The 20,752-nt window shown below is 73.6% G+C and carries 19 protein-coding genes; 10 read left to right on the top strand and 9 right to left on the bottom strand.

Features of this window, described 5'->3' with window-relative positions:
• The first annotated feature begins 20 nt into the window (after positions 1–20).
• Complete coding sequence (locus AC3ERT_RS23760; protein WP_435176668.1) at positions 21–617, top strand: NADPH-dependent F420 reductase; 597 nt, start codon at positions 21–23, stop codon at positions 615–617.
• A 34-nt stretch (positions 618–651) separates the two neighbouring features.
• Here the strand turns inward: AC3ERT_RS23760 and AC3ERT_RS23755 are convergent, their stop codons facing one another.
• From AC3ERT_RS23755 to AC3ERT_RS23735, 5 genes are all read right to left on the bottom strand, one after another.
• Positions 652–1,809 carry a permease gene (locus tag AC3ERT_RS23755; protein ID WP_435134359.1) on the bottom strand — a complete coding sequence of 386 codons (1,158 nt, stop codon included), beginning with the start codon at positions 1,807–1,809 and terminating at the stop codon, positions 652–654.
• 142 nt (positions 1,810–1,951) lie between these two features.
• Positions 1,952–2,911 (bottom strand): hypothetical protein, encoded by a 960-nt coding sequence (locus AC3ERT_RS23750; RefSeq protein ID WP_435176666.1) that lies wholly within the window; start codon positions 2,909–2,911, stop codon positions 1,952–1,954.
• Positions 2,912–3,013: 102 nt separating this feature from the next.
• Entirely contained in the window at positions 3,014–3,460 is a 447-nt protein-coding gene (locus AC3ERT_RS23745) for a hypothetical protein (protein ID WP_435176664.1), read from the bottom strand.
• A gap of 163 nt (positions 3,461–3,623) precedes the next feature.
• Positions 3,624–3,842, bottom strand: coding sequence for a DUF1918 domain-containing protein (locus AC3ERT_RS23740; RefSeq protein ID WP_335980342.1), 219 nt, complete (start codon positions 3,840–3,842; stop codon positions 3,624–3,626).
• Positions 3,843–3,963: 121 nt separating this feature from the next.
• Entirely contained in the window at positions 3,964–4,692 is a 729-nt protein-coding gene (locus AC3ERT_RS23735) for a phosphotransferase family protein (RefSeq protein ID WP_435176662.1), read from the bottom strand.
• A 195-nt stretch (positions 4,693–4,887) separates the two neighbouring features.
• Here AC3ERT_RS23735 and AC3ERT_RS23730 point away from each other — a divergent pair, with 195 nt between their 5' ends.
• The 3 genes from AC3ERT_RS23730 (at position 4,888) to AC3ERT_RS23720 (ending at position 9,550) form a co-directional block, all read left to right on the top strand.
• Positions 4,888–5,193: a dsRBD fold-containing protein gene (locus AC3ERT_RS23730; RefSeq protein ID WP_435176660.1), complete on the top strand. Its 306-nt coding sequence runs from the start codon at positions 4,888–4,890 to the stop codon at positions 5,191–5,193.
• Positions 5,194–5,337: 144 nt separating this feature from the next.
• Positions 5,338–5,856 (top strand): DUF2231 domain-containing protein, encoded by a 519-nt coding sequence (locus tag AC3ERT_RS23725; RefSeq protein ID WP_435176658.1) that lies wholly within the window; start codon positions 5,338–5,340, stop codon positions 5,854–5,856.
• A gap of 88 nt (positions 5,857–5,944) precedes the next feature.
• Positions 5,945–9,550, top strand: a complete 3,606-nt coding sequence (locus tag AC3ERT_RS23720; RefSeq protein WP_435176656.1) for a hydantoinase B/oxoprolinase family protein — start codon at positions 5,945–5,947, stop codon at positions 9,548–9,550.
• Positions 9,551–9,565: 15 nt separating this feature from the next.
• Here AC3ERT_RS23720 and AC3ERT_RS23715 read toward each other — a convergent pair whose 3' ends face one another.
• Positions 9,566–10,414: a helix-turn-helix domain-containing protein gene (locus tag AC3ERT_RS23715; RefSeq protein ID WP_435176654.1), complete on the bottom strand. Its 849-nt coding sequence runs from the start codon at positions 10,412–10,414 to the stop codon at positions 9,566–9,568.
• Positions 10,415–10,509: 95 nt separating this feature from the next.
• Between AC3ERT_RS23715 and AC3ERT_RS23710 the strand changes: the two genes are divergently transcribed.
• Entirely contained in the window at positions 10,510–11,286 is a 777-nt protein-coding gene (locus tag AC3ERT_RS23710; RefSeq protein WP_435134313.1) for an alpha/beta fold hydrolase, read from the top strand.
• A gap of 127 nt (positions 11,287–11,413) precedes the next feature.
• On the opposite strand, the gene AC3ERT_RS23705 is transcribed toward AC3ERT_RS23710, so the two are convergent.
• Positions 11,414–12,667, bottom strand: a complete 1,254-nt coding sequence (locus AC3ERT_RS23705) for a Gfo/Idh/MocA family protein (RefSeq protein ID WP_435176652.1) — start codon at positions 12,665–12,667, stop codon at positions 11,414–11,416.
• Positions 12,668–12,739: 72 nt separating this feature from the next.
• Between AC3ERT_RS23705 and AC3ERT_RS23700 the strand changes: the two genes are divergently transcribed.
• From AC3ERT_RS23700 to AC3ERT_RS23680, 5 genes are all read left to right on the top strand, one after another.
• Positions 12,740–14,056: an ROK family transcriptional regulator gene (locus tag AC3ERT_RS23700; RefSeq protein WP_435176650.1), complete on the top strand. Its 1,317-nt coding sequence runs from the start codon at positions 12,740–12,742 to the stop codon at positions 14,054–14,056.
• 218 nt (positions 14,057–14,274) lie between these two features.
• A complete protein-coding gene (locus AC3ERT_RS23695) occupies positions 14,275–15,537 on the top strand; it encodes an ABC transporter substrate-binding protein (protein WP_435134304.1) in 1,263 nt (420 codons plus the stop codon).
• Between the two features lies 1 nt (position 15,538).
• Entirely contained in the window at positions 15,539–16,522 is a 984-nt protein-coding gene (locus tag AC3ERT_RS23690; RefSeq protein ID WP_435134302.1) for a carbohydrate ABC transporter permease, read from the top strand.
• The gene (locus AC3ERT_RS23685; protein ID WP_335980387.1) at positions 16,515–17,348 is read left to right on the top strand and encodes a carbohydrate ABC transporter permease; all 834 of its coding nucleotides are present in this window, start codon (positions 16,515–16,517) and stop codon (positions 17,346–17,348) included. The genes AC3ERT_RS23690 and AC3ERT_RS23685 overlap by 8 nt, the downstream gene beginning before the upstream one ends.
• Before the next feature lie 44 nt (positions 17,349–17,392).
• Positions 17,393–18,349, top strand: a complete 957-nt coding sequence (locus AC3ERT_RS23680; protein WP_435176648.1) for a spherulation-specific family 4 protein — start codon at positions 17,393–17,395, stop codon at positions 18,347–18,349.
• A 97-nt stretch (positions 18,350–18,446) separates the two neighbouring features.
• On the opposite strand, the gene melA is transcribed toward AC3ERT_RS23680, so the two are convergent.
• Positions 18,447–19,763 (bottom strand): alpha-glucosidase/alpha-galactosidase, encoded by a 1,317-nt coding sequence (melA, locus tag AC3ERT_RS23675; RefSeq protein WP_435176646.1) that lies wholly within the window; start codon positions 19,761–19,763, stop codon positions 18,447–18,449.
• The gene (locus AC3ERT_RS23670) at positions 19,760–20,752 is read right to left on the bottom strand and encodes a carbohydrate kinase family protein (protein WP_435176644.1); all 993 of its coding nucleotides are present in this window, start codon (positions 20,750–20,752) and stop codon (positions 19,760–19,762) included. The genes melA and AC3ERT_RS23670 overlap by 4 nt, the downstream gene beginning before the upstream one ends.

The following is a 20,752-nucleotide window of genomic DNA, read 5'->3' as shown; positions in this document are numbered from 1 at the left end:
CACCGAAGGAACAGAACACCATGACCACCATCGCAGTCCTCGGCAACGGCCGCGTCGGCGGCAACCTCGCCCAGGCCCTCACCCGCGCAGGCCACCGGGTGACGGCGGTGGGCCGCGCGCCGGGCGCCGCCGCCGACGCCGCCGAGGAGGCGCGGATCGTCGTCAACGCCACCCCGGGCGCCGGCTCGCTGGAGCGGCTCACCGCACTGCGCGACGAACTGCGCGGCAAGATCCTCGTCGACGTCTCCAACGCCACCGTCGACGGACCGGACGGGCTGCCCGCCGACCTGCTCTACCCCGGTTCGAGCCTGGCCGAGCAACTCCAGGAGGCACTCCCGGAAACGCGCGTCGTCAAGACGCTCAACACGATGCTCTTCCCCGTGATGACCGCGCCCGGCGCGCTCGCCCAGGCGCCGACCGCCTTCCTCTCCGGCGAGGACCCGCAGGCCAAGCAGACCGTCCGTGAACTGCTCACCGACCTCGGCTGGCAGCAGGAGTGGATCACGGACCTCGGCGGGATCGGGACCGCCCGCGCCACCGAGGCCGCGATCCTGTTCGTGCACCACGTGATCCGCTCCAGCGGGTTCGCCCCCTTCGCGGTCTCGGTCGTCCGCTGAGAGCCTGGGGCGACGGTGATCGGCGGGACGGACCCTAGTGGTGGGAGTGGTCGCTGTCCGTGCTGGGGGCGCCGCCCATCATGCGGAGCATGCCGAGGCCGCCGGTGCGCAGGAAGCGGGTCAGGAGCGCGGCGGCCAGGAGGAGGAAGGCGATGTTGAGGACGGTGGTGTAGTTCCAGGTGACGCCTTCGGCGGGGATGGTGGCGTCGGCCTGGTCGGGGACGAGGCCGAGGCCGCCGAATACCAGCTCGACGGCGTATCCGGCGACGACGGCGGCCGCGTAGAAGGTGCCGAGCAGGAAGAGGGCCATACGGGCGCCGTAGTACTTCCGGTAGATGCTCAGGATCGGCAGGATGATCAGGTCGGCGAAGACGAACGCGACGACCCCGCCGAAACTGATCCCGCCCTTCCACAGCACGACCGCGAGCGGCACGTTCCCGATGGAGCAGACGAACGAGGCGATCGCGACCAGCGGGCCGATCAGCGGACCCCAGAACTTGGACGCCAGCGGGTGGCCGTCGAAGAAGAACGCGCGCCAGAACGCGTCGGGCACCCAGGCGGCAATGGCGCCCGCGACGAACAGGCCGACCACCAGGTCCCGCAGGATCGCCGCCCACTCCATGACGAACACGTGCGAGGTCGCGGTGAACCCGTCGGGCGACAGCAGGCGCCGGGCGAAGGAGCCCTCGCCCCGTACGGACATGTCCATCGCGGCATGGCCCTCCATGGCACCGGCCACGCCGCGTTCGGCCTGCGCCCGGGCCGTGCGCAGCAACCGGTCGCGCAGCAGCAGCCGGAACAGCACCGCCAGGACGACGATCATGATCGGGCCGCCGGTGAACTCCGCGAGCGTGAACTGCCACCCCATCAACAGCGCGAGGATGACGCCGAGTTCGGCGACAAGGTTGGTGGAGGCGATCTCGAACGCCATCGCCGCGGTGAAGTCGGCGCCCCGGCGGAACAGCGAGCGCGCCAGCGCCACCGCCGCGTAGGAGCAGGACGACGAGGCCGCGCCCAGACCGGCGGAGAGCGCCAAAGTGCGGGGGCGGTCGTCGCCCAGGAGCGCCACGACGGTGGAGGTGCGGACGACCGCCTGCACGACGGCGGACAGGGCGAAGCCCAGGATCAGGGCCCAGGTGATCTCCCAGGCCATCGAGCCGGTGATCGACAGGGCGTGCAGGATCGCGTGCATACGTCACAGCCTTCCCCGTGGAGGGAGCGGGACCGCGCGGCGCCGCGCGCAGGCGCGGGGCGGCCCGGCCGATCGGGTGGTGGGGGCGCCGCTGCCGGTCGGCGCCCCCTTCGGACCCCCTTCGGACGGGGTCAGCTCACGGTCAGCTCACGCGCAGGGTCAGCGCCGCGGTGTGCAGGGCTCCGGCGGCCCGGAACTGGAGGAACATCCGCCAGTTCCCCGGCTTCGGCAGCTCGGCGTGGAAGGACAGGTCCGGGCCGCCGTGGCCGCCGTCGGCCGCCGTGGTGGGGTGCAGGTGCGCGAAGGCGGCGTCGCCCTCGTGGAAGGCGGTCAGGTGCGCGTAGCTGTCCAGGTACGGCTGGAGGCCGGTGACGGGCCGGCCGTCCTTCGACGTGGCGAGGTGCACGGTCAGCGGGTGCTCCATGCCCGCCATCAGGTCGCCCTTGACGGTGACGGTGTAGCCGTCGGCGGTGGCCGTGGCCGACGCGGCGGGCAGCGGGGTCGCGGTGGCGGCGCCGGGGACGGTGACCGGACGGGACAGCACGAACGCGGTGCCCGCGCCCGGCCCGGCCGCCGGGGTGAAAGCGGCGAACATCCGCCAGGAGCCGGGCGCGAGGGCGGCCGGGCGCGCGGTCCAGGTGCCGTCCTGGGCCATGACCGGGTGCAGGTGCTGGAAGCCGGTCAGGTCCGAGCGGATCGCGTAGAAGTGCAGCCGCTTGGTCTGGTCGACCCGGAACGCGGTGACCGGCCTGCCGTCCGGGCCAACGACGGTGAAGCGGTAGGGGGCGGGGGTGCCGGCGGGCAGCGTGGTGGCGGCGCTGGTGAGGCGGTAGCCGTCCGCGTGGTCGGACAGGCCGTCGCCGCCCGCGGTGGCGCCCATGCCGGGCATGCCGGGCATACCTGACGTGGCGGTGGCAGTGGCAGTGGCTGCGGCGGCGCCGGTGGCCGACGGCATCGCGCCGTGGTGCGTGCCGGGCATGGCGCCGTGGCCGCCGGAGCCGCTGGAGCCGCACGCGGCCAGGGTGGTCGCGAGTACGGCCGCGGCGGCAGCCGCGAGGGCGCGGCGGCGCATGGCGGTACTGATGCGGGAAGAAGCAGACATGGGTGGGGTCTTTCCGGGTGGGCGCACCCGCACCGGGTGCGCGGACGTCATCAGGGCACCTCACCGGATCTCGGCAGGAACTGCCGGCCCGGCGCGGCCCGGTCAGGTCCGCGCGACACACACCTGGAGCAGGAGCGGGCGCCCGCCCCGTGGCGGCGGCCCGCGCCGCCTCGCCCGGTGCGGCCTGCCCAGCAGCCGGCCGAAGGCCAGGAGGGCGGCCGCCGGCACGGCGACGGCGAGGAGCGGCCCGCCGGCGGGCAGCACAAGGCGGGGGCGGGCCGGGGTCGACACGCACAGTTGCCCGCGCATCGCCGGCACGGCCCCGGTCCGCGCGCTGCCGGGGCGCTGGTGTGCCGCCGCCGCGGGGCCGTTCGGCGCCATCGCGGCGGCGGCCGGGACGCTCATGCCCGCAGGCGCGGCCGCCGTGCCATGGCACCCTTCGGCCGCGCCGAACGGAGAACCGTGCATCAGGAACAGGCCGGCCAGGACCGCGCACGCCAGCAGCAGCCGGGCAGCGCCCCGCCCGCCGACCTGCCGCCTGCCCGCCACCGCCGGACCCCTCCGTTCGCAACGCGCCTGGGCACACGCCTCCCGGCGCAGCCGCTGCGAGGATACCCCACCCGGGTATCCGAAGGCCGTGCGGCACGCGGCCAGGCGCACCTCCCTGACCCGGCGTCAGGCAGCGAACGCCCGTCCAGCCGCGCCCGGCCGGTCAGCGGCCGCCGCCCCCGCGCCCGGTGTGTTCGCCCTCGGCCTCGACATGGGCCTCCGGCCCGGGGGAGAACAGCGTCTCCCGGTGGTCCTCCGTCCAGCGCACGGTGTACGGCGGTGTGCCGTCCGGATGCTCCAGGCCGACGACCCGGCCGCGGCGGCGGTGGCCGTCCACATGCACGGACTCCACGACGATCCAGTCCCCGACGTGAGCACGCATCCCGCGCCTCCCTCCGTCTGCTGTGCGGCTTCCCCGCGCCCCCCTCTCCAGAATAGGAGCACCGGCGCGCCTTCCCGCGAGCCCCGCGGCGCCGAGTTCGCGAGCCCCGCGGCGCGGAGCCTCAGAGGAAGGCGGTCAGCTCCTGCTGCCGCGCGGCCGTCCAGCTGTGGGCGGCGCGCACCTCCTGGGGGACGCCCCGCCGGCAGAGGCCGACCATGGCGGGGTCGCCTGCGGCCGCGCCCTGCTCGATGCCCTGCCGGCAGCGGTCCTGCCACCACAGCACGGTTGCCACCAGGTCGGCGCGGTCGGTGCCGGCCAGCCCGTAGGCGTCCGCGACGGCCCGCATCCGCGGCCCGGCCCAGTCCGTCTCGCGGCCGGGGCCCAGCCGCAGGAACTGCCAGCACAGGTGGGCCACGTCGTGGACCCGGCGGCCGGGTCCCGCCAGGTCCCAGTCGATGAGCGCGACCGGGCGCAGCAGGCGGCCCTCGTCGCGGTAGACGGTGTTCCGGTACGACAGGTCGTTGTGGCACACCACCTCCGCGCCGGCGGCCAGGCGGTGGCCGGCGGTGAGGTCGTGCGCGGCGCGGACCAGACGGGCCAGCTCCGTCAGGCTGCCGACGGCGGCGACGCGTTCGTCGTACTCCCAGGGCACGAGGCCGGGGACGAAGGTGAACATGTCCCGCCCCTGCGCGTCGGACCCGAGGCAGCGCGGCGCACCCGGCCAGTCCTGGTCGGCGAAGTGGCCGAGCACCTGCCGTACGTAGGGGGAGGTGGGCGTGCGGCGGACCGTGCCGTCGACGAGGACGGTCGTGCCGATGAAACCGCCGCGCAGTTCCTGCTCTTGGGGCATGAGGGGATTCCTTGCCGGGCCGGGGAGGGATGTCGCTTCCAAGGGTCGGGCAGGTCGCGGTCGTCCGGTAGGCAGGTGGGCCGGTGGTCCCGGTGCGACGGCCCGAAGGGCCCTGCCGGGGCGGCGGCCGGGTGTGTTCGCGTGGAAGGAGAGGTGCACCTAGAAACGGTGCCGGCCACGGAGAGGAGCGCGCTCATGACGGGGCAGACCAAGCCGAGCACACCGGATCACACCAGGTCGTGGAACGTTCGCCTCGACCTCTTCGAGGACGACAAGGAGGGCGACACCACCGCGCACGTGGTGCTCGACACCGGCGACAACCGGCTGGACCGGTGGGCGAGCGCCCACTGCCACCCGGGTGAGCGGCTCGTGCCCGAGATCGGTGACGAGTACGCCGCCGGCCGCGCCCTGCGGGAGATGGGCCAGCGGCTCATGGACCTCGGCGCGCTCGACGCCGAGGAGAACGCCCACGGGCGGAGCGACCACCCACGGGGGCGCTGACCTGCGCAGACGGGACCGGCGGGAGCGAAGGCGAGCGACAGCGGACCGGCCCGGGAGGCCGGCGGCGGGACCGGCCCGCACGAACGTCTACATGCTTGTAGTAGGTTGTCGCTCCCCAAGTCCCTCCCCGAGGAGGTCCCCTCCGTGGGTCCCACCCAGATCAACGGCCTGCCCGCGCACATCCTGCTGGTGCACGTGGTCGTCGTACTCGTCCCCCTCACCGGGATCGCGCTCATCGGCTGCGCGGTGTGGCCGAGCTGGATGCGGCGGATGGGCCTGGTGCTGCCGCTCCTGGCGCTGGTGACGCTGGCGAGCGTGCCGCTCACCACCCACGCCGGGGAGTGGCTGGAGCGGCACACCGCCAGCACCCCGCTCATACGCAGGCACGCCGAACTCGGGGACGGCCTGCTGCCCTGGGCCGCGGGCCTGTTCGTCCTCGCCGTGGCGCTGTGGTGGTGGCACCGCCGAGCCCAGGCGGGCCCGGCCGGGGGCGGCACGGGCGCGGCGGCGGCCGCGATGCCGCTGCGCGTCGCCGCGGCCGTGGTGTGCGCGGTCGTGGCCGCCGGCGCCGTCGTGCAGGTGTACCGGATCGGGGACTCCGGCGCGAAGGCCGCCTGGACCGGCAACTTCTCCAAGAGCCCGGCATCCAGCCAGCACCGCTGACCGCCGCGGCGCCGACCGGCCGGAGCGTTCCTTTCACGGTGAAAGGGAACTTTTGCCCGGGGTCGCGGGCGGCCGGATACTGGTGCCCATGGCGAACCGGGGCTGGCGCTTCTGGGTCGACCGGGGCGGCACCTTCACCGACGTGGTCGCCCAGCGGCCGGACGGGCGGCTGCTGTCGTACAAGCTGCTGTCGGAGAACCCCGCGGCCTACCAGGACGCCGCGGTGGCCGGCATCCGGCACCTGCTGGACCTGACCGAGGACCAGGCCGTGCCCGCCGCGCTGGTCGACAGCGTCCGGATGGGCACCACGGTGGCGACCAACGCGCTGCTGGAACGCAAGGGCGACCGGGTCGCCCTCGTCATCACCCGCGGCTTCGCCGACGCCCTGCGCATCGGCTACCAGAACCGGCCGCACCTCTTCGCGCGCGAGATCGCCCTGCCCGAGCAGCTCTACGAGCGGGTCATCGAGGTGGACGAGCGGATCGCGGCCGACGGGACCGTCCTGCGCGCCCCCGACCTGGAGCGGCTGGCGGCCGACCTGCGCGCCGCCCACGGCGACGGCATCCGGGCGGTGGCGGTCGTCTGCCTGCACAGCCACCTGCACCCGCGGCACGAGCAGGCCGTCGGCGCCCTGGCCGAACGCCTCGGGTTCCCGCAGGTGTCGCTCTCCAGCGAGGTCAGCCCGCTGATGAAGGTGGTCCCGCGCGGGGACACCGCGGTCGTCGACGCGTACCTCTCGCCGGTGCTGCGCCGCTACGTACACCAGGTCGCCGGGCAACTCCGCGGTGTGCGGCTGATGTTCATGCAGTCCAACGGCGGGCTGGCCGAGGCCGGGCACTTCCGCGGCAAGGACGCGATCCTGTCCGGTCCGGCCGGCGGCATCGTCGGGATGGCGCGCATGTCACGCGCGGCCGGCCACGACCGGGTCATCGGCTTCGACATGGGCGGCACCTCCACCGACGTCTCGCACTACGCCGGAGCCTACGAGCGGGTGCTCGACGCCCAGGTGGCGGGCGTACGCCTGCGGGCGCCGATGCTCGACATCCACACCGTGGCCGCCGGGGGCGGCTCGGTGCTGCACTTCGACGGAACCCGCTACCGCGTCGGCCCGGACTCCGCCGGCGCCGACCCCGGACCCGCCTGCTACCGCAAGGGCGGCCCCCTCACCGTGACCGACGCCAATGTGATGCTCGGCCGCGTCCAACCCGGCCACTTCCCGGCCGTGTTCGGGCCGGACGGGGACCAGCGGCTGGACGCGCGGACCGTACGGCGGCGGTTCGCCGACCTCGCCGGGCGGATCGGCGCGGCGACGGGCGACACGCGCACACCGGAGCAGGTCGCCGAGGGCTACCTCCAGGTCGCGGTCGCCGGCATCGCGGGCGCCGTCAAGCGCATCTCGGTGCAGAAGGGCCACGACATCACGCAGTACGCGCTGACCACGTTCGGCGGCGCGGGCGGCCAGCACGCCTGCGCGGTCGCCGACTCGCTCGGCGTGCGCACTGTGCTGGTCCCGCCCATGGCCGGGGTGCTCTCCGCGCTCGGGATGGGCATGGCCGACACCACCACGATGCGCGAGCAGTCCGTGGAGGTCCCGCTGGAGCCGGCCGCCATGGACCGCGTCCGGGCGGTGGCCCGGGAACTGGAGGAGCAGGCCCGCCGCGAACTGCTCGACGAGGACGTCCCGGCGCAGAGCATCCGGATCACCTGCCGCGCCCGGCTGCGCTACGACGGCACCGACACCACCGTGCCGGTGGACCTCGCGGAACCCGGCGCCATGAGGGCCGCCTTCGAGGCCGGCCACGAAGCCAGGTACTCCTTCCTGATGGACCGCCCGATCGTGGTGGAGTCGCTGTCGACCGAAGCGGTCGGCCTGACCGAGCAGCCGGACCTGACACCGCGGCCCGCGCAGGCGCCACCGGCGGCGCAGGACGCGACCGCGGCCCTGTACACCCAAGGCGCATGGCGCGAAGTGCCGCTGCGCGCAAGGGAGTCCATGCGTCCGGGGGAGTCCGTCGCCGGCCCGGCCGTCATCACGGAGACGAACTCCACCACGGTCGTCGACGAGGGCTGGCAGGCGGCGATGGCGCCCGAAGGGCACCTGGTCCTGCGCCGCACCGCCGAGCCGGACCGGGCCGACGTCGGCAGCCAGGCCGACCCGGTCATGCTGGAGGTCTTCAACAACCTCTTCATGTCGATCGCCGAACAGATGGGCGCGCGCCTGGAGTCCACCGCGCAGTCGGTGAACATCAAGGAGCGGCTCGACTTCTCCTGCGCGCTCTTCGACGACGACGGCGACCTCGTCGCCAACGCCCCGCACATCCCCGTGCACCTGGGGTCCATGGGCGCCGGCGTCAAGGAGGTCATCCGGCGCCGCGCCGACACGATGAAGCCCGGCGACAGCTACGCCGTCAACGACCCCTACCACGGCGGCACCCACCTGCCCGACGTCACCGTGATCACGCCGGTGTTCGACACCGAACAGACCGGCCGGCCCCGCATCCTCTTCTTCGTCGCCTCCCGCGGCCACCACGCCGAGATCGGCGGCAGCAGCCCGGGCTCCATGCCCGCGGACAGCCGCAGCATCGAGGAGGAGGGCGTGCTCTTCGACAACTGGCTGCTCGTGGAGAACGGCCGGCTGCTCCAGGACGCGACCCGCCGGCTGCTGACCGCCGGCCCCTACCCCTCCCGCAACCCCGACACCAACCTCGCCGACCTGCGCGCCCAGATCGCCGCCAACCGCAAGGGCGTCGACGAGGTCGGCGCGATGATCGAGCACTTCGGCCTCGACGTGGTGCAGGCGTACATGCGGCACGTGCAGGACAACGCCGAGGAGGCCGTGCGCCGCGTCATCGACGCGCTGCGCGACGGGCAGTGCCGGTACGAGACGGACTCCGGCGCGGTCATCGCGGTCCGCGTCACCGTGGACCACGCGCGGCGCACCGCCACCCTGGACTTCACCGGCACCTCGCCGCAGCTCGCCACCAACTTCAACGCGCCGGCGTCGGTGACCACCGCCGCCGCGCTCTACGTCTTCCGCACCCTGGTCGCCGACGACATCCCCCTCAACGACGGCAGCCTGCGCCCGCTGCGCCTGGTCGTCCCCGGCGGCTCGATGCTCGCCCCCGCCTACCCCGCCGCCGTCGTCGCGGGGAACGTGGAGACCTCACAGGCCGTCATCGGCGCCCTGTACGCGGCGATGGAGGTCCAGGCGGAGGGCTCGGGGACCATGAACAACGTCACGTTCGGCAACGCACGCCACCAGTACTACGAGACCCTCGCGTCGGGCTCCGGCGCCGGGAAGGGCTACCACGGGGCGAGCGCGGTGCAGACCCACATGACCAACTCCCGGCTGACCGACCCCGAGGTCCTGGAGTGGCGCCACCCGGTGCGCGTCGAGGAGTTCGCCGTACGGCGCGGCACCGGGGGAGCGGGGCGCTGGCACGGCGGCGACGGCGTCGTACGGCGCCTGCGCTTCCTCGAACCGATGACGGTCAGCACGCTCGCCGGCCACCGCCGGGTGCCGCCGTACGGGATGGCCGGCGGCCTGCCGGGCGCCCTCGGCGCCGCGCACGTCGAGCGCGCCGACGGCAGCGTCCAGCCGCTCGCCGGCTGCGACAGCGCCGACCTGCGCCCCGGGGACGTCCTGGTGGTCGAGACCCCCGGCGGCGGGGGATACGGGACGCCGCCCGGGTGACCCGGCCGGGCCCCGTCACCGCGCGTCGTCGGCGGCCGCCTGCCACGCGCCGGGGCGCATGCCGGTCGCCTTGCGGAAGAACACCGAGAAGTTGGACGCGTCGGGGAAGCCCAGCGCGTCGGCGCAGCGGGCCGCGGTGAGGCGGTCGTGCGCGAGCAGGCGCTTGGCCTCCAGGACGAGCCGGTCGACGATGTACCCCTTCGCCGTACGGCCGGTGGCCTGCTGCACCGCGCGCGAGAGGGTGCGGGGCGCGTACCCCAGGGCGCGCGCGTAGTGGCCGGCGTCGTGGTGCTCCCGGAAGTGCGCCTCGACGCTCGCGCGGAAGAGCGGGAACAGCGGATGCGCGGACGGCTTCTCGGCGTGCGGCGGCCGCAGCCGGGCGAGGAGCGCGGAGAGCAGGATGCCGGGCAGCTCCGCCGCGAAGTCCCCGGGCGGGGCCGCGGCCTCCAGCACGAGATGGCGGCACGCGGCGTCGACATACGGCCAGTCGGCGTCGGGCACGCCCCAGTGCGCGGCCAGGTCCGGGGCCGCGACGAGCCCGCGGGTGGCGCCGGTCACCGGCGCGGTCGGCACGAACAGCACGAGGTGCCCGGCCAGCGCGGCGATGTCGTCCCACCGGTGCACCGCGCCGGGCGGAACCCACACCGCGGACCGCTCCGCCAGGGGATGCCGCAGGAAGTCCACCGTGACCGCGCCGCGCCCGGCGTCGACGACGGCGAGGACATGGAAGTCGGCACGCTGCGTGCCGCCGTCGCCCCGCGCGCGAAGGCGCGCGAACGTCATCGTCTCGACCCCGGCGGCACCGCGGCCGGCGGGCTGGTAGGTCATCTGCCGGATCGCCTGCACCTGTCCAGTTTCCACCATGGCGCGACCAGTCGCGCCGATGCCCGCCCCCGGCGGAAGAGCTTCGATGGACGCATGGGGGAGATCCCCCCACCGCAGCGAACCGGAAGGCCGTCATGACCACGACGCGACAGCAGCACCTGCCCACTTACGACCACCGGCAGGGGACCGGGCCGACCCTGGTCCTGCTCCACTACTGGGGCGGCTCCGCCCGCACCTGGGACCTGGTCGCCGACCGCCTGACCGGGCGCGACGTGCTGGCGGTCGACTTCCGCGGGTGGCGCCGGTCGAGCGGCCTGCCCGGCCCCTACACGCTCGACCGGCTCGCCGAGGACACCCTCGCGGTGCTCGCGGAGGCGGGCGTCACCGACCACGTGCTGGTCGGGCACTCGATGGGCGGCAAGGTCGCGCAGCTGGTCGCGGCGACCCGGCCCGCCGGGCTGCGCGGCATCGTCCTGGTCGGCTCCGGCCCGGCGAAGCCCGCCGCCGCCGTCACGCCCGAGTACCGGCAGCAGCTCTCCCACGCCTACGACTCCGAGGCGTCCGCCACCTGGGCCCTGGACCACGTGCTGACCGCGACCGAACTGCCCGCGCCGGTCAGGGCGCGCGTCGTCGCCGACTCGCGGTCCGGCGCGGACGCCGCCCGCACCCAGTGGCCGCTGCACGGCATCGCCGAGGACATCACCGCGCGCACCCGCAGGATCGAGGTGCCCGCGCTCGTCGTCGCGGGGGAGCAGGACCAGGTCGAGCCGCCGGAGGTGCTGCGCGCCAACCTGGTGCCGTACCTGTCCCGGGCCGAGGTCACGGTGATCCCGCGCACCGGCCACCTCATCCCGCTGGAGGCGCCGGCCGAACTGGCCGAGGCCGTCCTGGGCTTCGCACCGGCCCGGTGAGGCTCCCGCGGAGCCCTGTGCCCAGGCTCCGCGCGCGGCACAGGGCTCCGCCCCGGGCGCGGTGACGGCCCGGGGCAAAAGGGGCGCGCCCCACCGCAGGCCCTACCCCCGGGCCCCAGCGCCCGCCCTACCGCGCGACCTCGACCACGGTGCCGGTCGCGCGGGCCCGCTCCGCGGCCCACACCACGCGGTGGCCGGCAAGGCTGGTGGCCGCGTCCGACCGCAGCTGCGCGCTGTCCCCGGTCGCGACGGCGGCCAGGAAGGCGTCGGTCAGCGCCTCGTCGCCGCCGCCGTGCCCGTCGGCGGCCGACGCGCCCGCCTCCGCCCCGACCTCGAACGTCTCGTCGGAGCCGGTGAGGAAGTCCACCCGGCGGATCGACCGGCCGTCGCCGTCCAGGAAGCCGCGGGTGCCCATCAGCCGGGTCCGCCGGTGCTCCATCGGCGTGAACGCGCTCATGGTGAACGAGCAGGTCGCGCCGTCCTCGAACTCCATGGACACCACCTGGTGGTCGACCACGTCGTTGTCGCAGGCGTACACGCAGCGCCCGTACGGGCCGGTGCGCAGCGCCGCCAGGACGCCTTCCTCGGTGTGGTCGTCGGTGACCGCCGACAGCGGCCAGAACCGGCTGTCGGCGTCGGCGAGGCAGTCCAGGTACAGCCGCTTGGCGGAGTACGCGCAGGTGGACTCGATCGGGCACTCCACGCAGCGCGCGGCGGCGCCCTCGGGTGCGTCCTCGGGGCGGAAGTGCGACAGGCTGCCGAACGAGCCGACCCGCTGCGGCGCGCGGCCGAAGAGGTAGAGCAGCCAGTCGATGTCGTGGCAGGACTTGGTGAGCAGCATCGGCGCGGAGGTGCCGGAGTTGCGCCAGTTGCCGCGGACGAACGAGTGCGCCTGGTGCCACCAGCCGACCGGCTCCAGGTGCTGCACGCTCACCAGCCGGCCGATCACCCCGTCGTCCAGCAGCTGCTTGAGCGCGCGGGTGTAGGGCGTGTAGCGCAGCACATGGCAGACCGCCAGCGTGATCTTGTTGCGCTCGGCCGCCGCCGCGATCGCCTCGGCCTCGGCCTCCTCGGTGGCCATCGGCTTCTCCAGGAGTATGTGATAGCCCTGGTCGGCCAGTGCCACGGTGGGGTCGGTGTGCAGCCGGTCCTGCGTGGCGACGATCGCGGCGTCGGCAAGGCGCCCGGCCGCGGCGATCTCGGTCCAGTCGGAGTACACGCGGTCGGCCGGAATCCCGAACTCGCGGGCCGCGGCGGCGCGTCGCGCGTCGTCGGGCTCGGCGACCGCCACCACCCGGCCCTCACCGGTGGCATGGGCGCGGCGCGCGTACGACTGGCCGCGCAGCCCGGCGCCGACGAGAGCTAGAGTCACCGGAGGCATGGGGTCCTTTCCCGTACTTACGAAGGAGTCCCTCATTATTAGCAGTGTGCCAACCGATCTCAAGGGGGAGCGGTGACCGAGATCGCGCCAGGCGGCGACCTCTCCCAGCTGCGGCGGCTCAACTCGCTGGCCCTGATCAGCGTGTTGCGCGAGGAGCCCGGGCTGACGCTGACCGAAATCTCCCGCCGGACCGGGCTGTCCCGGGCGTCCACCGAGGACGTCGCGCGCGGGCTGCTGGAGCGCGGCTGGCTCGCCGAGGTGCCCGCCGCGGCCGGCGCCGTGGGCCGGCCCGCCCGCCGCTACCGCTTCCGGGCGGACGCCGGACGCGTGCTGGGCGTCGACATCGGCGGCCACAAGATCCTCGCCCTGGTCGCGGACCTGGACGGCACCGTGCTGCACAGCGCCCGGGTCGCCGTCGCCCCGGCGATGGGCCGCAAGGACCGGCTGGCCGCGCTGGACCGGGCGGTCGCCGACGCGCTGGCCGGGGCCGGGGTGGCCGCGGGCGACATCTGGGCGGCGGGCGCGGCCACCACCGGGCTGGTGGACGGCGCGGGGCGGGTGATGCTCTCGGAGGCGCTGCCGGAGTGGACCGGCGTGGACGTGGCCGCCCACCTGCGCCGCCGGGCCGGCGGCGCGGTCCTGGTCGAGAACGACAGCAAGCTCGCCGCGCTCGCCGAGTCCTGGCGCGGCGCGGCCCGCTACGCCAAAGACGTGGTACTGATCCTGGCGGGCCTGCGCACCGGCGCCGGCCTGATCATCGACGGCAAGCTGCACCGCGGCTTCGGCAACGCCGCCGGCGAGATCGGGGCGCTGCCCGCCTCCGGGTGGATCAGGGCGCAGGAGCACCTGAAGTCCTGGCCGCCGCCGGAGCGCTCGCCCGGTGCCGGCTCGACGGCTGCGGCTGCGGCTGCGGCTGCGGCGGCCTCGGCGGGAGGCGGCGTGGGAGGCGCGCCGGGAGGCGCCCTGGGCAGCGGCCCTGACCTGGGCGGGCGCGACCAGGACGACGCCGCCGAGGCGGTCTTCGAGGCCGCCCGGGCCGGCGACCGCAAGGCCGCGGCCGTGGTGCGCCGGTACGTGCGCGACGTCGCCGTGGGGGCAGCCGCCCTGGTGCTCACCCTCGACCCCGAACTGGTGGTGATCGGCGGCGGGTTCTCGCGCTCCGCGGACCTGATCGTCGAGCCGCTGCGGCGCGAGCTGGACCGCTGGTGCATCCGCACCCCCGAGGTGCGGGTGTCGGAGTTCGGCGACGAGGGGGTGGCGCTGGGCGCGCTGCGGCTGGCCCTGGACCACGTGGACCGCGAACTGCGCGAACGCGTCGACCTCGGCGGCCCCGAGTACTTCGCGCGGGAGCTGTCAGCCGCCCACCGGGTGCTCAGCGCAGGCCGCTGACCTGGTAGAACGGGTACGGCGGCGCGTGCGGGCGCTGCCGTGGCGCCCCCGTGGCGGGGCCTGCGCGGCGGTTGCCGGGCGGCCGGGAACGCGAAGGCAACAACTTCGTAACCGCCTCGGGTATTGACTTAATTTCCCTGGACTCCATGATTAAGCGAACTCGATGCCCTAGCCGACCGGTCGGCGAGCAGGGCTTCTCGACCGTGGGAGGACATGGGATGCGTAACTCGGTGCGGTGGGCCGCGGTGGCCTTGGGGGTGGTGCTGGCCGCGTCCGCCTGCTCGTCCGGTGGCAGTGACTCGGCGGCTTCCGACGGCAAGGTCACCTTGTCCTACGGGGTGTGGGACGCGACCCAGAAGTCCGCGATGGAGGAGCTCAGCGCGGCGTTCACCAAGACCCATCCGAACATCAAGGTCAAGGTCGAGGTCACGCCCTGGGCCGACTACTGGACCAAGCTGAAGGCCGCCGCGACCGGCGGCTCGGCGCCCGACGTGTTCTGGATGAACGGCCCCAACTTCCAGCTCTACGCCTCCAACGGCGTGATCAGCCCGCTGGACGACGAGATCGCCAAGGACAAGGTCTCGCTGTCGAACTACCCCAAGCAGCTGGTCGACCTCTACACCTACCAGGGCAAGCACTACGGCCTGCCGAAGGACATGGACACCGTCGGCGTCTGGTACAACAAGGCGCTCTTCGACGCCGCCAAGGTCCCCTACCCGAAGGCCGGCTGGACCTGGGCGGACTTCCAGGACGCCGCCGCGAAGCTCACCGACGCCAGCAAGGGCCAGTACGGCACCGACGCGGAGCTGACCAGCTTCCAGGAGTACCAGTACGACACCATCGCCCAGGCCGGCGGCGAGGTCATCTCCGCCGACGGCAAGAAGTCCGGATACGACAACCCCAAGACCATCGAGGGCCTGCGCTTCTGGACCGACCTGATCAAGAAGAAGGAGTCGCCGGACCTGAAGACCATGACGGACACCGCGCCGCTCCAGCTCTTCGAGGCCGGCAAGATCGCCATGTACTGGGGCGGCTCCTGGGACGCGACGGAGTTCGGCGGCAACAGCTACACCAAGGCGAACGTCGACGTCGCGCCGCTGCCCAAGGGCGAGAAGCAGGCCACCATCATCCACGGCGTCGCCAACGTGGTCTCCGCCAAGACCAAGCACTCCGACCAGGCCTGGCAGTTCGTGAAGTTCCTCGGCTCCAAGCAGGCCGCGGACATCTTCGGCGCCAAGGGCACCATGCCCGCCTACAACGGCACCCAGGCCGCCTGGATCGCCGCCCACCCGCAGTTCAAGCTCGGCACCTTCGTCGACGAGCTGTCCTACGCCGTGCCCTTCCCCGTCTCCAAGAACACCGCGGCCTGGAACGAGGAGGAGCTGACCTACCTCACCAAGGCGTGGAACGGCCAGGAGTCCATCGACAAGGCGGCCAAGGACCTCGCCGCCGCGATGAACGCCAGCCTCGCCAAGGAGTGACATGACGATCACGTCCACTCCCGGCGGTACCCGGACCGAGCAGCCGCCCGCCAAGGGCGGCCGCCCGGCCCGGGCCGGCCGCAGCAAGCGCCGCGACCGCGTCACCGAGGCGCTGTGGGGCTACGCCTTCATCGCCCCGATCGGCCTGGGCCTGGCGGTGTTCTACCTGTGGCCGGTCGTCCAGACCGCGTACTTCTCGTTCACCGCGTGGGGCGCGTTCGGCGGCCACACCTGGTCCGGCCTGGACAACTACCACCGGCTGCTGCACGACAGCGAGTTCGGCCAGGCCATGGTCAACACGCTGGCGTACACCGCGCTCGGGCTGGTCTCCATCCCGCTGGCGATCGTCTTCGCCGCCCTGCTCAACCGGCCCGGGCTGCGCGGCACCGGCGTGTACCGCACGCTGTTCTTCCTGCCGGTGGTCACCATGCCGGTGGCGATCGCGATGGTCTGGCGGTGGCTCTACAACGGCGACTACGGCCTGATCAACTACCTGCTGTCGCTGGTCGGCATCGACGGCCCCAACTGGATCGCCGACCCGCACGTGGCGCTGTACGCGCTGGTCGCGGTCGGCGTGTGGAGCAGCATCGGCTACAACCTGGTGATCTTCCTCGCCGGCATGCAGGCCATCCCGAAGGAGTACTACGAGGCCGCGCAGCTCGACGGCGCCGGCCCGGTACGGCAGTTCTTCTCCGTGACGATCCCGCTGCTGTCGCCCACCGCGTTCTTCGTGTCGGTGATCTCCGTGATCGGGTCGCTGCAACTGTTCGACCTGGTCTACGTGATGGCCGGCTCCGGCAGCGCGGCCCGCGCCAACCCGGCGTTCCCGCGCCTGGAGACCGTCGTGCAGCTCTTCTACGACCGGGCGTTCGTCACCAACGACCGCGGCTACGCGGCCGCGATCGTCATGGTGCTGCTGCTGGTGATCATCGCCCTGACGGCCTTCCAGTTCCGCATGCAGAAAAGGTGGGTGCACTATGGCTGAGGCCCGCTCCCCGCGCAAGGGATCGCACTTCGGCGTCCACACGGTGCTGATCGCCGCCTCGCTGGTGATGGTGGCGCCGTTCGTGTGGGAGGCGATCACCTCGCTGAAATCGCTCACCGACGCCACCCATGTACCGCCGTCCCCGCTGCCGGGCGGCCAGTGGTCGAACTACCGCAAGGTCTTCCAACTGCTGCCGTTCGGCCACCAGTTCCTCAACACGCTGCTGATGGCGCTGGGCCGCACCGCGGGCCAGGTCGTGCTCTGCCCGATGGCCGCCTACGCCTTCGCGCGGCTGCGCTTCCCCGGCCGCGGGGTGCTCTTCGGGCTGTTCCTGTCGGTGCTGATGGTGCCGCCGCAGCTGTTCATCATCCCGCAGTACCAGATCATGTCCGACCTGGGCTGGCTCAACAGCCTCCAGGCGCTGATCCTGCCGGGCATGTTCAGCGCGTTCGGCGTCTTCCTGCTGCGGCAGTCGTTCCTGTCGCTGCCGAAGGAACTGGAGGAGGCCGCGCGGATCGACGGCGCCGGACCGCTGCGCATCTACTGGTCGGTGATGCTGCCGCTGGTCCGGCCGGGCCTGGTCGCGCTCGGCGTGCTCGCGCTGCTGTGGAGCTGGAACGACCTGTTCTGGCCGCTGGTGGTCAACACCGACCCCGACAAGATGACCCTGTCGGCCGGACTCGCCTCCCTCCAGGGGCAGTTCCAGACCGACTACCCCGTGCTGATGGCGGGCTCGCTGCTCGCCTCGCTGCCGGTCATCGTCGTCTTCGCCTTCCTGCAACGGCAGTTCGTGCAGGGAATCGCACACACCGGAGTCAAGGGCTGACCGGCCCGCTCTACCCCCCCACCCCCACCGTGAAAGGGGCACCTGTGTTCACCTCCCGCCGCTCGACGTCCGACGAACCGGCGAACTCCCCCCGCACCGCGGCACCCGCCCGCCCGGCGACCGGCTCCGGCCGGTCCGCCGGGCGGGCGCGCGCCGCGGTGCTCGCCGCCGCGGCCACCGCCCTCACCCTCACCGCCCTGGGCGCCGCCGGCACCCCGGCCGGCGCCGCGGCCGGCGTCCAACACGTCGCCGTACCCGCCTACTTCGACCCCTCCGACAGCGCCGGCGCCACCTACTGGAACCAGCTGGAGCAGTCCGGCCCCGGCGTCGGCATCGCCATCGCCAACCCCTCCAACGGCCCCGGCACCGCGGCGAACAGCGCCTACGCCAAGGCGGTGAAGTCCGCCACCGCGGACGGCACCAAGGTCATCGGCTACGTGGACACCGGCTACTTCGGCACCACCGGCCGCACCACCCGCGACGGACAGACCTCCGTCGCCGCCTGGACCGCGCAGATCAACGCCGACGTCGCCAACTGGTACTCCTGGTACGGCTCCTCGGGCCTGGCCGGGATCTTCTTCGACGACGCCCTCAACGACTGCGGCACCGGCAACGCCCACGTCGACCTGTACTCCGGCATCAACACCACCACCAAGCAGGCCCACCCCGGCGCCCTGACCGTCGACAACCCCGGCGCCCCCGCCGACCAGTGCTACTCCTCGGCCGCCGACATCCTCGTGATGTACGAGGGCACCTACGCCGACTACACCGGCTGGACCCCGCCCGCCTGGGAGCAGAACTCCACCGACCCCGGCAAGTTCTGGCACCTGGTGTACGACACGCCCACCCAGGCCGCCCTCGACAACACCGTCACCCTGAGCAAGCAGCGCAACGCCGGCTACCTCTACGCCACCCCCGACGACCTGCCCAACCCCTGGGACACCCTGCCCACCGGCAGCTACTGGTCCCAGGAGCTCAGCGACACCGCAGGCAACTCCTGACCCCCATCCGGTAGACACCGGCACACACCGGCAGACACCGACGACGAAGGGCCGCCCGACCGGGCGGCCCTTCGCCTTTTCCGCGTCCCCGGAGGGGTCAGCTGCCGAGCACCGCCCGCAGCCCCGGCTGGAGCAGCTCACCGTGCGCGCGCACCATGTCGTCGCACAGCTCCCAGATCTGCTCCACCGTCAGCGCCGCGGCCGTCGCCGGGTCGGCCATCGCCGCCTGCCGGACGTGTCGCGGGTCGTCCTCCACGGCGGCCTTGACCACCAGGTCGTTCATGCTCAGGTACGAGCGGTTCAGCGCGGCGCACTGCGGCGGCAGCGAACCCATCCGGGTCGGCTGCACCCCCAGCCCGTCGACCAGGCACGGGACCTCGACGGTGCCGTGCGCGGGCAGGTTGTCGATCAGGCCGCGGTTGGTCACATTGCCGTAGACCGTGCGGGGCGTGCCCGTCACGATGCTGTGCACGATCTGCGGGGCGTACTCCATCGTGCCGGCCACCGTCAGCGGGGTGCCGGCCTTCAGCGCGTCGCGCGTCTGCTCGTACTGCCTGACGTTGTCGGCCACGATGTCCAGGTAGGTGCCGATCGGCAGCCGCAGCCGCTCGACCTCGCTCTCGTGGCCCAGGTACCACGGCACGTACTCCGAGGAGTGCTCGCTGGTCTCGGTCGGGTAGTAGCCCAGCCGCCGGTACATGTCCACCCGCACCCGGCGGCGCAGCTGCGGGTCGCTCGCGATCAGCGCGTCCAGCTTCGGGTACACGCTCTCGCCCTGGTGCTCGAAGCGCAGCACCCACGCCTGGTGGTTGACGCCCGCCGCCTGGTAGCTGACCTCCTCCAGCGGCACCTGGAGCAGCTCGCACAGGTCGTGCATCGTCCAGTACACCGAGTGGCACAGGCCGACCACCCGGGTCAGCCCGGTCGCCTCGGCGAGGTACTGCACGTTCATCGCCATCGGGTTGGTGTAGTTCAGCAGCCAGGCGTCCGGGCACACCTCGGCGATGTCCTGCCCGAGCGCCTTGAGCAGCGGGAAGGTGCGCAGCGCGCGGAAGATGCCGCCGACGCCGAGGGTGTCGCCGATGGTCTGCCGCACCCCGTAGCGGGCCGGCACCTCGAAGTCCGTCCGGGTCGACTCGCCCATGCCGACCTGCACGATGTTCACCACGAAGGCGGCGCCTTCGAGCGCCTCGCGCCGGTCGGCGTGCGCGGTGATCCGCGGCGAGGCGGCCAGGTGCCCGGCGATGTGCCGGGCGGCGCCCTCCGCGGTCGCCAGCCGCTCCGCGTCGATGTCGTGCAGCGCGATGTGCACGCCCTTCAGCTCCTCGAACGCGAACAGGTCGGCCAGCAGCCCCTGCGTGAACACGACGCTCCCGGCGCCGATGAACGCGATCTTGGTCGTGGTGGTGGTCACGTGCTCTCTCCGTGGTTCTGCCCCGAGCCCGGGGCGGTGGTGCGGGACGCGGCCAGTGCCTCGTCCCAGGTGGGCTGCGCGCCGGTGCCGCCGTAGGCGCGGGTGGACAGCGCGCCGCAGGCCGCGGCGAGCGCGAGCGCCTCCGGCAGCGGCAGCCCGGCCAGCACCCCGGCGATCAGTCCGGCGTCGAAGGTGTCGCCGGCGCCGACGGTGTCCAGCGGCCGCACCGGCACGGCGGGGGTGCGCAGCACGGCCGAGCCGTCGTGGGCGAGCGCCCCGTCGGCGCCGTCCTTGACGACGACGGTCGGGCCGTACGCCGCCAGCGCCGCCGCGGCGCCCGCCAGGTCGCCGTGGCCCGACAGGGCCCGCGCCTCCTGGGCGTTGGGCAGCAGGAAGTCGGTGACCGGCAGCACCGCCGCCAGACCCGCCGGGTCCCAGCGGCCGTCCGGGTCGTCGTTGGTGTCCAGCGAGGTGGTCGCGCCGTGCGCGCGGGCGGTGCGGAACAGCTCCGGCAGCGCCGCGGCGAGCCCCGGCATGAGGAAGTACGACGCGGCGTGCACGTGCCGGCAGTCGGCGAGCAGTTCGGCCGGCACGTCGTCGCCGCTGGTCGCCGCCAGCGTGCCGGGCGCGGTGAGGATGGCCCGGTCGCCGTTCTCGCCGCCGTCGTCCGCGGCCCGGTTGAGGACCGCGGTCAGCGGCGACGGCAGGTCGCCATCGACCCGCAGCGCGTCGGTGTGCACACCGCGCGCGGCCAGCGCCGCCCGGACGTACGCGCCGGTGTCGTCGTCGCCGATCCGCCCGGCGAAGGCGACCTTCAGGCCGAGCCGGGCCGCCCCGCAGGCCATGATCGCCGCCGAGCCGCCCAGGGTGAGCAGCCCGGTGGGCACCAGCTGCTCGCGCTGCCCGAAGGCGAGCGGCCCGGGCAGCGGGCCGACGACGACGTCGGGGTTGACGTCCCCGATCACGAGGAGGTCGAAGGTGGGGGGCAT

It is taken from the genome of Actinacidiphila sp. bgisy145, assembly GCF_057708125.1.
Note: the sequence above shows the minus strand (reverse complement) of the source record. Positions and strands in the feature narration are given on the sequence as shown.

Excerpts from the sequence above, each read along its gene's own strand:
- AC3ERT_RS23760 (WP_435176668.1), top strand. The coding sequence starts at position 21 with ATGACCACCATCGCAGTCCTCGGCAACGGCCGCGTCGGCGGCAACCTC.
- AC3ERT_RS23755 (WP_435134359.1), bottom strand. The coding sequence starts at position 1,809 with ATGCACGCGATCCTGCACGCCCTGTCGATCACCGGCTCGATGGCCTGG.
- AC3ERT_RS23750 (WP_435176666.1), bottom strand. The coding sequence starts at position 2,911 with ATGTCTGCTTCTTCCCGCATCAGTACCGCCATGCGCCGCCGCGCCCTC.
- AC3ERT_RS23740 (WP_335980342.1), bottom strand. The coding sequence starts at position 3,842 with ATGCGTGCTCACGTCGGGGACTGGATCGTCGTGGAGTCCGTGCATGTG.
- AC3ERT_RS23735 (WP_435176662.1), bottom strand. The coding sequence starts at position 4,692 with ATGCCCCAAGAGCAGGAACTGCGCGGCGGTTTCATCGGCACGACCGTC.
- AC3ERT_RS23730 (WP_435176660.1), top strand. The coding sequence starts at position 4,888 with ATGACGGGGCAGACCAAGCCGAGCACACCGGATCACACCAGGTCGTGG.
- AC3ERT_RS23720 (WP_435176656.1), top strand. The coding sequence starts at position 5,945 with ATGGCGAACCGGGGCTGGCGCTTCTGGGTCGACCGGGGCGGCACCTTC.
- AC3ERT_RS23715 (WP_435176654.1), bottom strand. The coding sequence starts at position 10,414 with ATGGTGGAAACTGGACAGGTGCAGGCGATCCGGCAGATGACCTACCAG.
- AC3ERT_RS23710 (WP_435134313.1), top strand. The coding sequence starts at position 10,510 with ATGACCACGACGCGACAGCAGCACCTGCCCACTTACGACCACCGGCAG.
- AC3ERT_RS23705 (WP_435176652.1), bottom strand. The coding sequence starts at position 12,667 with ATGCCTCCGGTGACTCTAGCTCTCGTCGGCGCCGGGCTGCGCGGCCAG.
- AC3ERT_RS23695 (WP_435134304.1), top strand. The coding sequence starts at position 14,275 with ATGCGTAACTCGGTGCGGTGGGCCGCGGTGGCCTTGGGGGTGGTGCTG.
- AC3ERT_RS23690 (WP_435134302.1), top strand. The coding sequence starts at position 15,539 with ATGACGATCACGTCCACTCCCGGCGGTACCCGGACCGAGCAGCCGCCC.
- AC3ERT_RS23685 (WP_335980387.1), top strand. The coding sequence starts at position 16,515 with ATGGCTGAGGCCCGCTCCCCGCGCAAGGGATCGCACTTCGGCGTCCAC.
- AC3ERT_RS23670 (WP_435176644.1), bottom strand. The coding sequence starts at position 20,752 with ATGCCCCCCACCTTCGACCTCCTCGTGATCGGGGACGTCAACCCCGAC.